Here is a 14,681-nt window from a genome sequence, read left to right on the forward strand (position 1 = left end):
ATCGTACGACCGCCCCGCCCGCCCCGGCCCCGGACGGACGACCGGAACCCCTACCCCGCCCGCCCCGGCCCCGGACGGACGACCGGAACCCCTACCCCGCCCGCCCGGACCGCCCCCCAAACAGACGGCCGAACCCCGTCCCCGCCGGTCGACCGGCGTCCCGCTACGCCGGCGGCTGCCAGCGGGCCAGCGCGCGCAGGGCGCCCGGGGCCAGCCGGGAGAGGGCGTGGACGCCCCGGGCCTCCGGGGTGACCGGTACCACCGCCCGGTCGTGCAGCACAGCCCCCAGGATCGCGTCCGCGACCTTCTCCGGCGGGTAGTTGCGCAGCCCGTACAGCCGGGAGGCCTTCCGCTGCCGCCGCTTCTCCTCCGCCTCGTCCGTGACCCCCGCGAACCGGGCCGTCGCCGTGATGTTGGTGTTCACGATGCCGGGGCAGATCGCGCTCACCCCGATGGACCGGCCCGCCAGTTCGGCCCGCAAGCACTCGCTCAGCATCAGCACCGCCGCCTTCGAGGTGCTGTAGGCCGGGAGCGCCCGCGAGGGCTGGAAGGCCGCCGCCGAGGCGGTGTTGACGATGTGGCCGCCCTGCCCGCGCGCGGCCATCTGCGCCCCGAATATCCGGCAACCGTGGATCACGCCCCACAGGTTGACGTCCAGGACCCGCTTCCACTCCTCGCTGGTGGTCTCGAAGAAGGAGCCGGAAAGGCCGATCCCCGCGTTGTTGACGAGGACGTCGACGACGCCGTGGTCGGCGGCCACCTTGGCGGCCAGCTTCTCCATCGCCTGCTCGTCGGAGACGTCCACCGTCTCGCCCCAGGCGCCGGGGGCGCCGATCAGCCGTGCCATCTCCGCCGTCCGGGCCGCTCCCTCGCCGTCCCGGTCCACCGCGACGACCCGCGCCCCGGCCTCCGCGAAGGCGAAGGCGGTGGCCCTCCCGATGCCGCTGGCGGCGCCGGTGACCAGCACCAGTTGTCCGCCGAACCGCTCCGCGTACTCCGGTCGCACCCCGCGCTTGGCCGTCGCCTCCGCCACCGGCCGCGGCGCACGCGTCTGCGGCTCCTCGTGGGTGCGGACGAAGTCCGTGATCCAGTCGGCCAGCCGGTCGGGCCGGGTGCGCGGCACCCAGTGCTTCGCCGGCAGGCTGCGCCGGGTCAGCTCCGGCACCCAGGCACCCAGGTCGTCGTAGAGGCGCTCGGAGAGGAAGGCGTCCCCGGTCGGCGTGATCAGCTGCACGGGCACGTGCGCGAAGGCGTCGGCGCGCGGCCGGGAGAGGCGGGCCCGGACGTTGTCCCGGTAGAGCCAGGCGCCGTTGGCCGCGTCGCTGGGCAGTGACGGCGTCGGGTACTCGCCCGCCGGGATCTTCTCCACCCGCTCCAGGAGCTTCGGCCAGCGCTTGCCCAGCGGACCGCGCCAGGCCAGCTCCGGCAGGGCCGGGGTGTGCAGGGCGTACACGTACCAGGACTTGGCGCCCTGCCCGAGGAGCTGCCCGACCCGGCGCGGGGTGGGGCGGGCCATCCGGCGCTTCACCCAGTGCCCGAAGTGGTCGAGCGAGGGCCCGGAGATCGACGTGAAGGAGGCGATCCGGCCCTCGGTACGCTTCACGGTCACGAACTCCCAGGACTGCACCGAGCCCCAGTCGTGCCCGACCAGATGGACCGGCCGGTCGGGGCTGACCGCCTCGGCGACGGCCAGGAAGTCGTCGGTCAGCTTCTCCAGGGTGAAGCCGCCCCTCAGCGGCGCCGGCGCCGTCGAACGCCCGTGGCCCCGCACGTCGTACAGCACGACGTGGAACTCCTCGGCGAGCCGCACCGCGACCTCGGACCAGACCTCCTTCGAGTCCGGGTAGCCGTGCACCAGCAGTACCGTCGGCCGGTCGGCTTCGCCGAGCTCGGCGACGCACAGCTCGATCCCGCCCGTCCGGACCCGGCGCTCCCGCGCCCCGTCGAGTCCCGCGCCCGCCATCACACCGCTCCTTCGTTCCACCGCCGCACGTGCGGCAGGTCGTCATCCAGCCAGAACGCGCTCTGCTCGGGGTCCCTGGAGTCGGTGACGACCAGGATCTCCTCGAACTTCGCGCCCGTCCCCCGGAAACCGAGGTGCGGCTCGACCGCCCAGAGCCCGGGAGCGGGCGGGTGGTCGGAGAACTTGTACGGGGACCAGAGCGGCGACCAGCCGTCCCGGTGGCCGTGCACGGCGTCGCTCAGCAGGCCCTTGAGGGACTGCGTGCCGAAGCCGAACAGGGTCGGTGCGAACCGCCGCTCCTTCACCCGGTCGATCTTGTGGGCGATCACTCCGAACGGATAGGCCCGGTGCCGGTTGGCGTACCCCTGGCGGACCATGAGCCGGTCCACGTCCTCGTATATCTCACGCAGGCTGCGCCGCTCGCGCACCTCGCGCAGGATCAGCTCGCGGTGCTCGCGCAGGTCGGCGAGCAGCTTGTCGTGCAGTGGGTTGAGCCCGAGGCAGCCGCTGTAGCCGACGTCCGCGGTGTATCCCTTGTACACGGGTGCCATGTCGAGGATGAAGGGCATCCCCGCCTCGAGCCGCCGGTCGGTGGGGAAGAACTGCAGCGGGATCCTGAAGTCGGTGAAGGCGGTGCGGTCGCCGAACCAGGCGAAAGGCCGGTGGAACCAGTCCTTCACCCCGCGCTCGTACAGCCACTCGCGCTGCATCCGCGCCGCCTCGCGCTCGGTGACGCCGGGCCTGAGCTGGGCCGAGACCGCTTCCGCGCAGGCGTAGGAGAGCCGCTGTACTTCCCTGAACCCCCGCAGTTCCGCGGTCAGTTCGCTTGCCACTGCTGAGGTCATGCCACCCGCCCGTCCGGTGTGAGCGTCCGGTCGCACTACGCGTCCGTAACTTGACACCGATGAATGTGACAATGCCCGAGGGCTACGTCAAGGGGTGTGCATAACCCCCTGTGGAAAACTCGGCCCGCAACCACCGGCCGGGGCGCCGAACGACTTTCGTCGCGACCTTCTCTCAGGGTCCGTACGCCGGAAGTCGGAGAGGATTCGATCCGTAGGGCTGACGACCTCTGTGGGATTCGCCACTACCTTCGAACCGTGACTGTGATCGCCACCGAAAGCCTCAGCAAGCGGTTCCCCCGGGTGACCGCTCTCGACCGGCTCTCCCTGGACATCGGGCCCGGTGTGACCGGACTGGTGGGTGCCAACGGAGCCGGCAAGTCCACGATGATCAAGATCCTGCTCGGCCTCTCCCCCGCCACGGAGGGCAGCGCCGAGGTCCTGGGTCTCGACGTCTCCAAGCACGGCCCGGAGATCCGCGAGCGCGTCGGGTACATGCCCGAGCACGACTGCCTCCCGCCGGACGTCTCCGCCACCGAGTTCGTCGTCCACATGGCGCGGATGTCCGGCCTGCCGCCGACCGCCGCCCGCGAGCGGACGGCCGACACCCTGCGTCACGTCGGCCTGTACGAGGAGCGCTACCGCCCCATCGGCGGCTACTCGACCGGCATGAAGCAGCGGGTGAAGCTGGCCCAGGCCCTGGTCCACGATCCCAAGCTGGTCCTCCTCGACGAGCCGACCAACGGCCTCGACCCGGTCGGCCGGGACGAGATGCTCGGCCTCATCCGCCGTGTCTGGACCGACTTCGGCATCTCCGTGCTCGTCACCTCCCACCTCCTGGGAGAGCTGGAGCGGACCTGCGACCACGTCGTCGTCATCGACGGCGGCAAGCTGCTGCGGTCCAGCTCCACCAGCGACTTCACCCGCACCACCACGACCCTCGCGGTCGAGGTCACCGACTCGGACGCCCACCCGGACGGCACCGGCGCGCTGCGCGCCGCCCTCGCCGCCGCCGGCGTCACCCTCCACGAGGGCGTCGAGGAGGGCCTGCCCGGCGCCGGTCACATCCTGCTCCTGGAAGCCGCCGGCGAGGAGACGTACGACCTGGTGCGCGACACCGTCGCCGGCCTGGGCCTCGGCCTGGTCCGCATGGAGCAGCGCCGCCACCACATCGCCGAGGTCTTCCGCCCCGAGGCCGCCGCGCAGCACGAGGAGGTCAAGGCCCGATGAGCACTCCCGCCCCCGAGGCCGCCCCCGACACCACCCGGATCCACAACATCGGATACCGGTCCTACGACGGCCCCCGGCTCGGCCGCTCCTACGCCCGCCGCTCGCTCTTCTCGCAGTCCCTGCGGGGGGCGTACGGCCTGGGCCGCAGCGCCAAGTCGAAGGTGCTGCCGATGCTGCTCTTCGCGGTGATGTGCGCGCCCGCGCTGATCATCGTCGCCATCGCGGTGTACCTGAAGAGCGAGAAGCTCCCCATGCAGTACACCGAGTACGCGATCTACCTCCAGCTCGTCATCGCCGTCTACCTGGCCTCCCAGGCCCCGCAGTCGGTCTCCCGCGACCTGAGGTTCCGGACGGTGCCGCTGTACTTCTCCCGCCCCATCGAGCGGCTCGACTACGTGCTCGCCAAGTACGGGGCGATGGCCTCGGCGCTCTTCATCCTCACCGCCACCCCGCTGCTGATCATGTGGATCGGCTCCATGCTGGCCAAGATGGACTTCGCCGAGCAGGCCAAGATGTTCGGCCAGGGGCTCGTCTCCGTCGCGGTCCTCTCCGTGCTGTTCGGAGGCATCGGTCTGGTCATGGCCGCGCTCACCCCGCGCCGCGGCTTCGGCGTCGCCGCCGTGATCGCCGTCCTCACCATCTCCTACGGCGCGGTCTCCACCCTCCAGGGCATCTCCTACGCCACCGAGAACACCGAAGCGATCACCTGGCTCGGGCTCTTCTCGCCCCTCACCCTCGTCATCGGCCTGCAGAACGCCTTCCTCGGCGGCCCCGCGGCCTTCCCCGGAGAGGCGGAGGTCAGCGCCGGCCTGGGCGTGGTCTACCTGCTGTTCGTCCTCGCGCTCATCGCCGCCTGCTACGGCATCCTGATGCGCCGCTACCGAAAGGTCGGACTGTGAGTGCCCTCCCGTTGCCCGCCACCACCCCTCTAAGGAATGGGCTGCGCCCATGAGCACCCTCAACATCGACCACGTCTCGCGCTGGTTCGGAAACGTCGTCGCGGTCAACGACGTCACGATGTCGATCGGCCCCGGCGTGACCGGTCTCCTCGGCCCCAACGGCGCCGGGAAGTCCACGCTCATCAACATGATGGGCGGCTTCCTCGACCCCTCCACCGGCAGCGTGACCCTCGACGGCGAGCCGGTCTGGCGCAACGAGTCGGTCTACCGTTCCATCGGCGTCGTCCCCGAGCGGGAGGCGATGTACGACTTCCTCACCGGCCGCGAGTTCGTCGTGGCCAACGCGGAGCTCCAGGGCCTCGGCGACGCGGAGGCCCAGCGGGCCCTCGCCACCGTGGAGATGGAGTACGCGCAGGACCGGAAGATCGCCACGTACAGCAAGGGCATGCGGCAGCGCGTGAAGATGGCCTCGGCCCTCGTCCACGAGCCGTCCGTGCTCCTCCTCGACGAGCCGTTCAACGGCATGGACCCGCGCCAGCGGATGCAGCTCATGGAGCTGCTGCGCCGGATGGGCGCCGAGGGCCGCACGGTGCTGTTCTCCTCGCACATCCTGGAGGAGGTCGAGCAGCTCGCCTCCCACATCGAGGTGATCGTCGCCGGCCGGCACGCCGCCTCCGGCGACTTCCGCCGGATCCGCCGCCTGATGACCGACCGCCCGCACCGCTATCTGGTCCGCTCCAGCGACGACCGGGCGCTCGCCGCCGCGCTGATCGCCGACCCGTCCACGGCCGGCATCGAGGTCGACGCGGCGGAGGGCGGACTGCGGATCCAGGCCGTCGACTTCGGCCGGTTCACCGAACTGCTGCCGAAGGTCGCGCGCGAGCACGGCATCCGGCTGCTGACGGTCTCGCCCTCGGACGAGTCCCTCGAATCCGTCTTCTCGTATCTCGTCGCGGCCTGAAAGGAGCATGACCCCGATGTACGACCCCACCGTCGCCCGGCTCACCTACCGGGCCCTCCTCGGCCGCCGCCGGGCGGCGATCCTCTTCCTGCTGCCCGGCCTGCTCCTGCTCATCGCCACGGCCGTCCGCGTCATCAACGGCGCGGACGACCAGGTCGCGGCCGACCTCCTCGGCGGCTTCGCGCTCGCCACGATGGTGCCGCTGATCGGCGTCATCGCCGGCACGGGCGCGATCGGCCCGGAGATCGACGACGGCTCCATCGTCTACCTGCTCTCCAAGCCGGTGAAGCGGCCGACGATCATCGTCACCAAGCTGATCGTGGCCATCGCCGTGACCATGGCCTTCTCGGCCGTGCCCACGCTGATCGCCGGCTTCATCCTGAACGGCAACGGGCAGCAGGTCGCCGTGGCCTACATGGTCGCCGCGCTGGTCGCCTCCATCGCCTACAGCGCGCTCTTCCTGCTGCTCGGCACGATCAGCAGGCACGCCGTGGTGATCGGCCTCGTCTACGCCCTGGTCTGGGAGGCCCTGTTCGGCTCCCTGATCGCCGGCGCCCGCACCCTCAGCGTCCAGCAGTGGGCGCTCGCCCTCGCCGAGAAGGTCACCGGCGAGGGGCTGATCAGCTCGGACGTGGCCCTGCCGACGGCGTCGGTGCTCCTGGTCGCCGTCACCCTCGGCGCCACCTGGTTCGCCGGCCACAAGCTGCGCACGCTGAAGCTGGCGGGCGAGGAGTAGGACCGGCCCGGACGGGACGTCAGGGCGAGGAGCAGGACCGGCCCGGACGGGACGTCAGACGGTACGGTCGCGGGCGGCGAGCAGACCGACGCCCGCGGCCGCCGCGCAGACGCCCAGCACCAGCGAGATCGGCAGCGTCCACGAGCCGGTCGCCTGGTGCAGGGCACCGGCCGCGAGCGGCCCCACGGCCGCCAGCAGGTAGCCGACCGTCTGGGCCATCCCGGAGAGCCGGGCCGCGGTCGGGGCGTCCTCGGTACGCAGCACGATCAGGGTCAGGGCGAGCCCCAGGGCTCCGCCCTGACCGATGCCGAGGACGGCCGACCAGAGCCAGGCGCCCTCGGCCGGGGCGACCAGCAGCCCGGCGTAACCGGCCCCGACCATCGTCGTCACCAGCACCACCAGCGGGCGCTGGTCCCGCATGCGGCCCGCCAGCAGCGGGACCGCGAAGGCCCCGGCGATCTGGATCAGGTTGTTGAAGGCGAAGACCACACCGGCCTCGGACCGGCTCATCCCGTGGTCGGTGAAGATCGTCGGCATCCAGGCGATCAGCACGTACGACCACAGCGACTGAAGCCCCATGAAGAGGGTCACCTGCCAGGCGAGCGCCGAGCGCCACACGCGCGTGGGGGCGGCGCCGGCGGCCGGGACGGCCCGTACCTCGTGACCCGTACGGCCCCGGGCGATCAGCACCTGCGGCAGCCAGGCCACCGCCGCCACGACGGCGAGCAGCGACCAGAAGCCGAGCGAGCCCTGCCAGCCGCCGCCGAGTGCCTCCTCCAGGGGGACGGCGGCCGCCGCGGCGACCGTCGCGCCCGCGACCATCGCCCCCGTGTAGACCGAGGTCATGGTGGCGGCCCGCTCCGGGAAGTCCCGCTTGATCAGCCCCGGCATCAGCACGTTGAGCAGGGCGATGGCGGTGCCGACGAGGACCCCGCCGCCGTACAGCGCCGTCACCGAGGGCAGCAGCCGCAGCAGGATGCCGCCGGCGAGCAGCAGGAGCGCGGCGAGGACGATCCGCTCGGCGCCGAAGCGGCGCCCCAGCCAGGGCGCGACCAGCGCACCGAGGCCCAGGAAGAGCACCGGGATCGAGGTGATGAGCGAGCCCGCGGTCGAGGAGAGGCCGAAGGCCCCGGCTATCTCCCCCACCAGCGGCGCCACGCTCGCCAGAGCCACCCGCATGTTGAGCGAGGCGAGCACGATCCCGACGAGCAGCAGCACCGGGTGGGCGAGCAGCGCCCGCCGCGCGGCCGCCCCGGCGGACGACGGCCGTACGTCGGCCTCGGCGTCGACCAGTACGCGCGCGGGGCCCGTTTCCGTCCCCTTCACGCGCGTGCCTCCGGTTCCGGCTCGGCGGCCGTCTCCTCCATGAGCGCCGCCACCGTCTCCGCGGGCACCCGCAGCAGTTCACGGGCCTGCCGCTCGGCCGCGTCCGCGTCGCCCGCCTCGACGGCGGCGACCAGGGCCTCGTGGGCGTCGATGTCGACCGGCGGCATCGCGCGGTCGCCGAGCGCCTCGACCAGGACCTCGTGGACCTGGGTGGAGAAGAAGCGGTAGACCTCGATGAAGGCCTTGTTGTGGGTGGCGGCGACCACCGCGAGGTGGAAGGCGAGGTCGGCGTCGGCGTCCCGGTCGCCCTCCTCGCGCAGCGTGGTCAGGGCGGCCCGCAGCCGCAGCAGGTCATGGGTGTCCCGCCGCTCCGCCGCGAGCCTGGCCGCCTCCGCCTCCAGGGCGGTCCGCAGCTCCAGGACGTCCCGGGCGCCGGCGTGCCGGACCCCGCGCAGGACGGCCGCCGGGTCGGCGGTGGAGCGGACGAAGGTGCCGTTGCCCTGCCACGACTCCAGGAGCCCGGCGTGGACGAGCACCCGGACCGCCTCGCGGACGGTGTTGCGGCCGACGCCGAGCTGCTGGGCGAGGTCGTGCTCGGTCGGGATGCGGTCCCCGACGGCCCACTCGCCCTCGGCGAGCTGCGCCCGCAGCTGCTCCACCGCGGAGTCCACCAGCGAGGTGCGCCCCGCCGCTCTCAGTGCCGCCATCCGCTCCGTACCTCCCGCGATTCGCCCGGTTGCCCAGTCATCCTACAAGTAATCCACAGCGGTGGCCGATCCACCGGGGCACCGCCCGGCGACCGGACTACTGTGGGCTCGTACGTGCACCGAACACCCTCACCACCCTCGGGAGTCAGTCATGTCAGACCGCTTCGACGTCGTCGTACTCGGAGCTGGCCCCGGCGGCTACGTCGCCGCCATCCGCGCCGCCCAGCTGGGCAAGCGGGTCGCGGTCGTCGAGGAGAAGTACTGGGGCGGTGTCTGCCTGAACGTCGGCTGCATCCCCACCAAGGCGCTGCTCCGCAACGCCGAACTGGCGCACATCTTCAACCACGAGGCCAAGACCTTCGGCATCAAGGTCGACGGCACGGTGACCTTCGACTACGGCGACGCCTACCGCCGCAGCCGCACGGTCGCGGACGGCCGCGTCAAGGGCGTCCACTTCCTGATGAAGAAGAACGGCATCACGGAGTTCGACGGCCGGGGCACCTTCCTGGACGCGAACACCCTCCAGGTGGCCAAGTCCGACGGCACCACGCAGACGATCACCTTCGACAACTGCATCATCGCCACCGGCGCCACCCCGCGCCTGCTGCCCGGCACCGCGCTCAGCGACCGCGTCGTCTCGTACGAGCAGCAGATCCTCGCCGAGGACGCCCCGAAGTCGATCGTCATCGCGGGCGCCGGCGCCATCGGCATCGAGTTCGCGTACGTGCTCAACAACTACGGCACCAAGGTCACCATCGTCGAGTTCCTCGACCGGGTGGCCCCGCTGGAGGACGAGGAGGTGTCGAAGGAGCTCGCGAAGCAGTACCGCAAGCTCGGCATCGACGTCCTGACCTCGACCCGCGTCGAGGCCATCGACGAGTCTGGCCCGCAGGTCCGCGTCACCGTCACCGGCAAGGACGGCGCGAGCAAGGTCCTGGAGGCCGACAAGGTCCTCCAGGCCATCGGCTTCGCCCCGAACGTCTCCGGCTACGGCCTGGAGAACACCGGTGTCGCCCTCACCGAGCGCGGCGCCATCGACGTCGACGGCCGCTGCCGCACCTCCGTGCCGAACATCTACGCCATCGGTGACGTCACCGCGAAGCTGATGCTCGCGCACACCGCCGAGGCCATGGGCGTCATCGCCGCCGAGACCATCGCGGACGCCGAGACCATGGAACTCGACTACGTCATGATCCCGCGCGCCACCTACTGCCAGCCGCAGATCGCCAGCTTCGGCTACACCGAGGCGCAGGCCCGCGAGAAGGGCTACGACGTCAAGGTCGCCAAGTTCCCCTTCATGGCGAACGGCAAGGCGCACGGCCTCGGCGACTCCACCGGTTTCGTCAAGATCGTCGCGGACGCCAAGTACGGCGAGATCATCGGCGCCCACCTGATCGGCCCCGACGTCACCGAGCTGCTGCCCGAGCTGACCCTGGCCCAGCAGTGGGACCTCACCGTGCACGAGGTCGCGCGGAACATCCACGCCCACCCGACGCTCGGCGAGGCCGTCAAGGAAGCGATCCACGGCATCGCCGGCCACATGATCAACTTCTGAGACCCGGTCGTTTCCCGAGGCCCCGCCCGGCCTCACAGGTCTCCCACGGCTTCAGGTGATAGGCACTGGGAAGTGCCGAGCGAAACCTTCCCGGGTGGCGAACCGTCCCGACCGATCAGGTCGTGGGTGCGTTCGTCACCCGGTACGCATCTCTGGCTCGCCGTCATCACGGCCACGAGCCTCACCCTCGCGCTGGCCCCGGCCGGCCTGGACGCCCACCTCCTCCACCGGAACAGCAGCAACCTCCACCAGCTCGCCCACCACCCGGTCCGCGCGCTGCTCGGCAGCGCCTTCTGGATCGAGAACCCGGCGGACCTGCTGCTGTACGCCCTGCTCTTCGAGACGCTGCACGCGCCCGTGGAGCGCTGGCTGGGCACGGCCAGGTGGCTCTTCACCGTCGCCGGCGCGCACATCGCGGCGACCCTCGTCAGCCAGCAGGTCGTGCTCCTGGCGATCCGCGACCACGACGTGCCGCGCAGCATGGCGCACGTCGTCGACATCGGCGTCAGCTACGGCCTCGCCGCCTCCGCCGGGATCCTGACCTACCGGATCGTCCGGCCCTGGCGGTGGCTCTACCTGACCGCCGCGGTGGCCTTCTTCCTCGTGCCGCTGCTCGCGAACCGCACGTACACCGACCTCGGGCACGCGATCTCGCTCGCGATCGGCCTGGCCTGCTATCCGCTCACCCGGCACCCGCCCACCCGACACCCGGGGATGCCGGTGTCGTCACCGCACGGAAAACCGATCGACCCCGAACGGGGTTCCGGAGCACACTAGTTGTGCGGGGGAAACGGGGGATCCCCCGGTGGCGGCCGCTTCGAGCGCGCGGATCTACGGTCCGCGCGGGCCGCGACCGACGAAGGCCCGCTCCCAGGGGGAGCGGGCCTTCGCACGGAATCTCCTGGACGGGTCAGCCCGCTAGCAGGCGTTCCAGGACGACCGCGATGCCGTCCTCCTCGTTGGAGGCGGTCACCTCGTCCGCCACGGCCCGCAGCTCCGCGTGCGCGTTGCCCATCGCGACCCCGTGTGCGGCCCAGCCGAACATCGGGATGTCGTTGGGCATGTCGCCGAAGGCGATGGTCTCCGCCGCCTTCACCCCCAGCCGGCGCGCCGCCAGCGAGAGACCGGTGGCCTTGCTCAGACCCAGAGGCAGGATCTCCACGATCCCCGGGCCCGCCATGACCACGTCGACCAGCCCGCCGACGGTCGCCCGCGCGACGGCGGTCAGCTCGTCGTCGGTCATCGCCGGATGCTGGAGGTAGAGCTTGGTGAGCGGCGCCGCCCACACCTCCGCCGGGTCCTCGTACGGCACGTAGGGCAGCGGCCCCTCCTGGGACCGGTAGCCGGGGCCCACCAGGACCTCGCCCTCCAGGCCGTCGCGGCTCGCGGCCAGCGCCACCGGGCCGACCTCCGCCTCGATCTTGGAGAGGGCGAGCCCGGCGAGCTGCCGGTCCAGGGTCAGCGAGGTCAGCAGCCGGTGCTCGCCGGCGTGGTAGACCTGCGCGCCCTGGCCGCACACCGCGATCCCCTCGTAGCCGAGGTCGTCGAGGATGTGCCGGGTCCAGGGCACGGCCCGGCCGGTGACGACGATGTGCGCGGCGCCCGCCGCCGTCACCGCGGCGAGGGCTTCCCGGGTGCGGTCCGAGACGGACTCGTCGGCCCGCAGCAGCGTGCCGTCGAGGTCCGTCGCGACCAGGCGGTAGGGGAAGGCGCTCACTTGGCGATCGGCTCCAGGACCTCGCGCCCGCCCAGGTACGGACGGAGTACCTCGGGGACGCGCACCGAACCGTCGGCGAGCTGGTGGTTCTCCAGGATGGCGACGATGGTGCGCGGGACGGCGCACAGCGTGCCGTTCAGCGTGGCGAGCGGCTGGACGGTCTTCTTGCCGCCCTTTTCCTCGCGCATGCGGACGGAGAGGCGGCGGGCCTGGAATCCGTCGCAGTTGGAGGCCGAGGTCAGCTCGCGGTACTTGCCCTGCGTCGGGATCCACGCCTCGCAGTCGAACTTGCGGGAGGCCGAGGAGCCGAGGTCGCCGGTGGCGACGTCGATGACCTGGAAGGGCAGCTCCAGGGAGGTGAGCCACTGCTTCTCCCAGTCCAGGAGCCGCTTGTGCTCGTTCTCCGCGTCCTCGGGCGCGACGTACGAGAACATCTCGACCTTGTCGAACTGGTGGACGCGGAAGATGCCGCGGGTGTCCTTGCCGTACGTGCCGGCCTCGCGGCGGAAGCAGGGCGAGAAGCCCGCGTACCGCAGCGGCAGCTTGTCGGCGTCGATGATCTCGTCCATGTGGTACGCGGCGAGCGGGACCTCGGAGGTGCCGACCAGGTAGTAGTCGTCCTTCTCCAGGTGGTACACGTTCTCCGCGGCCTGGCCGAGGAAGCCGGTGCCCTCCATGGCGCGCGGGCGGACCAGCGCGGGGGTGAGCATCGGGATGAAGCCGGCCTCGGTGGCCTGCGCGATGGCCGCGTTGACCAGGGCGAGCTCCAGGAGGGCGCCGACGCCGGTCAGGTAGTAGAAGCGCGAGCCGGAGACCTTGGCGCCCCGCTCGACGTCGATGGCGCCGAGCGCCTCGCCCAGCTCCAGGTGGTCCCGGGGCTCGAAGCCCTCGGCCGCGAAGTCGCGGATGGTGCCGTGCGTCTCCAGGACGACGAAGTCCTCCTCGCCGCCGACCGGCACGTCCTGGTGGACGATGTTGCCGAGCTGGAGGAGGAGCGTACGGGCCGTGTCGTCGGCCTCGTTCTGCTCGGCCTCGGCGGCCTTGACGTCGGTCTTGAGCTGCTCGGCCCGCTGGAGGAGCTCGGCGCGCTCCTCCGGGGTGGCCCTGGGGATCAGCTTGCCGAGCGCCTTCTGTTCGGATCGGAGCTCGTCGAAGCGGACGCCGGACGACCTGCGCCGCTCATCGGCGGAGAGCAGGGCGTCGACGAGGCCGACGTCCTCTCCACGGGCGCGCTGGGAGGCGCGAACACGGTCGGGGTCCTCACGGAGCAGGCGAAGGTCAATCACCCCACCAGGCTACCGGTGTGCGCTCGCGCGCCCCCACCGGATATGTGGGCGCGTGTTGGTATGCCCGAATTGAGTTTCTTGTGACAGCCCTCGGAATTCCAGTGAGCCGAGTTATCCACAGGGTGTGAGGAAGTTCTGTGGATTTCGACTCCGCCACCTCCGAATTGCGTGATCAAACACGATTCACGCACTCATTTCGAGGGGAATCGCTCGCTCCGGAGGGTGAGTGACGGGGGGTCGCTCTGACGTGGACAACGGTGGCCCCTGTGGACGGAGTCCATCTGCGCGAGGGGTGGCGCGGGCGATTTGTCGACCTTGTCGAGGGCGGGTGTCGACTTGTCCCCAGCCTGCGCCTTCAGTCTGTGGATAACTCTTGGGGGAAACCGAAAAGTATGCAGGTAGGACTAATGATGCTTGCCTGTGGATGACCGAACGCACGACGCGCGCCGATCGGTCACCATCGCGGTCAGGCCCTTCCGTCCTGGGCCCTCGCCAGCCAGTCGGAGGCAGCCGTGAACTCCTCGTCGGAGGTGCCCCGCCGCAGCGGCCTGACGTCCGCGCGGGACGCGCCCGCCCGCGGATACGAGCCGAGGAAGCGCACCTGCGGACAGATCCGCTTCAGACCCATCAGCGCCTCGCCGACCCGCCGGTCCGAGACGTGGCCCTCGGCGTCCACGGCGAAGCAGTAGTTCCCGATCCCCGCCCCCGTCGGCCGGGACTGGATCAGCATCAGGTTCACCCCACGCACCGCGAACTCCTGGAGGAGTTCCAGAAGGGCACCCGGATGATCGTCACCCAGCCACAGCACCACCGAGGTCTTGTCCGCGCCGGTCGGCGCCGCCGGCCGGGCCGGACGGCCCACGAGCACGAAGCGCGTCTCCGCGTTCTCCGCGTCGTGGATCTCCTTGACCAGTGCCTCCAGGCCGTACGTCGCCGCCGCGAACTCGCCCGCGAAGGCCGCGTCGAACCGCCCCTCCTGCACCAGCCGGGCCCCGTCCGCGTTGGACGCGGCGGACTCCCACACCGCCTCCGGAAGGTGCTTGCGCAGCCAGTTGCGCACCTGCGGCTGGGCCACCGGGTGACCCGTCACCGTCTTGACGTCCGACAGCGAGGTCCCGGGGCGCACGAGGAGCGCGAAGGCGATCGGCAGCAGCACCTCGCGGTAGATCATCAGCGGTTCGCCCGAGGCCAGCTCGTCGAGGGTCGCCGTCACCCCGCCCTCGACCGAGTTCTCGATCGGCACGAGCGCGGCGGCCGCCTCCCCGTTCCGTACGGCGTCGAGCGCGGCCGGGACGGAGACCATGGGGACGAGCTCCCGCGTGGCCGCCTCGGGCAGGCTCCGCAGCGCGGCCTCCGTGAACGTGCCTTCGGGGCCGAGGTAGGTGTACCGGGTGGCGGACATACCGTCACCCTAATGCGCCCCGGCCCCCGGCCCCGCCCCGTCTCAGCCCTCAAACGG

13 protein-coding genes are annotated in these 14,681 nt (G+C 71.4%); 6 read left to right on the forward strand and 7 right to left on the reverse strand.

The annotated features are described in order from the left end of the window. Positions 1–163: 163 nt before the first annotated feature. Positions 164–1,963, reverse strand: a complete 1,800-nt coding sequence (locus ACFYT9_RS04735; protein WP_389160941.1) for an SDR family oxidoreductase — start codon at positions 1,961–1,963, stop codon at positions 164–166. Then, the gene (locus ACFYT9_RS04740) at positions 1,963–2,808 is read right to left on the reverse strand and encodes a M24 family metallopeptidase (RefSeq protein ID WP_376599177.1); all 846 of its coding nucleotides are present in this window, start codon (positions 2,806–2,808) and stop codon (positions 1,963–1,965) included. The genes ACFYT9_RS04735 and ACFYT9_RS04740 overlap by 1 nt, the downstream gene beginning before the upstream one ends. Positions 2,809–3,069: 261 nt before the next feature. Here ACFYT9_RS04740 and ACFYT9_RS04745 point away from each other — a divergent pair, with 261 nt between their 5' ends. The 4 genes from ACFYT9_RS04745 to ACFYT9_RS04760 are packed head-to-tail and all read left to right on the forward strand — an operon-like array spanning position 3,070 to position 6,631. Further along, positions 3,070–4,035, forward strand: coding sequence for an ABC transporter ATP-binding protein (locus ACFYT9_RS04745; RefSeq protein WP_376599191.1), 966 nt, complete (start codon positions 3,070–3,072; stop codon positions 4,033–4,035). Further along, positions 4,032–4,934, forward strand: a complete 903-nt coding sequence (locus ACFYT9_RS04750; RefSeq protein ID WP_376599179.1) for an ABC transporter permease — start codon at positions 4,032–4,034, stop codon at positions 4,932–4,934. The genes ACFYT9_RS04745 and ACFYT9_RS04750 overlap by 4 nt, the downstream gene beginning before the upstream one ends. 49 nt (positions 4,935–4,983) lie before the next feature. Further along, a complete protein-coding gene (locus ACFYT9_RS04755) occupies positions 4,984–5,895 on the forward strand; it encodes an ABC transporter ATP-binding protein (protein WP_387272117.1) in 912 nt (303 codons plus the stop codon). A 16-nt stretch (positions 5,896–5,911) separates the two neighbouring features. After that, the gene (locus tag ACFYT9_RS04760) at positions 5,912–6,631 is read left to right on the forward strand and encodes an ABC transporter permease (protein ID WP_376599182.1); all 720 of its coding nucleotides are present in this window, start codon (positions 5,912–5,914) and stop codon (positions 6,629–6,631) included. A 54-nt stretch (positions 6,632–6,685) separates the two neighbouring features. Here ACFYT9_RS04760 and ACFYT9_RS04765 read toward each other — a convergent pair whose 3' ends face one another. Beyond that, complete coding sequence (locus tag ACFYT9_RS04765) at positions 6,686–7,957, reverse strand: CynX/NimT family MFS transporter (RefSeq protein WP_376599184.1); 1,272 nt, start codon at positions 7,955–7,957, stop codon at positions 6,686–6,688. Further along, a complete protein-coding gene (locus ACFYT9_RS04770; protein WP_389160944.1) occupies positions 7,954–8,664 on the reverse strand; it encodes a FadR/GntR family transcriptional regulator in 711 nt (236 codons plus the stop codon). Before ACFYT9_RS04770 ends, ACFYT9_RS04765 begins: the two co-directional genes overlap by 4 nt. A gap of 151 nt (positions 8,665–8,815) precedes the next feature. On the opposite strand from ACFYT9_RS04770, the gene lpdA reads away from it, so the two are divergent. Continuing rightward, entirely contained in the window at positions 8,816–10,219 is a 1,404-nt protein-coding gene (lpdA, locus tag ACFYT9_RS04775; RefSeq protein ID WP_389160945.1) for a dihydrolipoyl dehydrogenase, read from the forward strand. A 126-nt stretch (positions 10,220–10,345) separates the two neighbouring features. Beyond that, a complete protein-coding gene (locus ACFYT9_RS04780; RefSeq protein WP_387272126.1) occupies positions 10,346–10,996 on the forward strand; it encodes a rhomboid-like protein in 651 nt (216 codons plus the stop codon). A gap of 133 nt (positions 10,997–11,129) precedes the next feature. Here the strand turns inward: ACFYT9_RS04780 and ACFYT9_RS04785 are convergent, their stop codons facing one another. The 3 genes from ACFYT9_RS04785 to pheA form a co-directional block, all read right to left on the reverse strand. Continuing rightward, positions 11,130–11,936: an HAD family hydrolase gene (locus tag ACFYT9_RS04785; protein WP_376597882.1), complete on the reverse strand. Its 807-nt coding sequence runs from the start codon at positions 11,934–11,936 to the stop codon at positions 11,130–11,132. Beyond that, positions 11,933–13,222, reverse strand: coding sequence for a serine--tRNA ligase (gene serS / locus ACFYT9_RS04790; RefSeq protein WP_389160948.1), 1,290 nt, complete (start codon positions 13,220–13,222; stop codon positions 11,933–11,935). The genes ACFYT9_RS04785 and serS overlap by 4 nt, the downstream gene beginning before the upstream one ends. Before the next feature lie 466 nt (positions 13,223–13,688). Next, positions 13,689–14,624, reverse strand: coding sequence for a prephenate dehydratase (gene pheA, locus ACFYT9_RS04795; protein WP_376597886.1), 936 nt, complete (start codon positions 14,622–14,624; stop codon positions 13,689–13,691). Positions 14,625–14,681: the final 57 nt, after the last annotated feature.

Origin of the sequence: Streptomyces sp. NPDC004435 (genome assembly GCF_042873895.1) — a bacterium.
Lineage (GTDB): Bacteria > Actinomycetota > Actinomycetes > Streptomycetales > Streptomycetaceae > Streptomyces.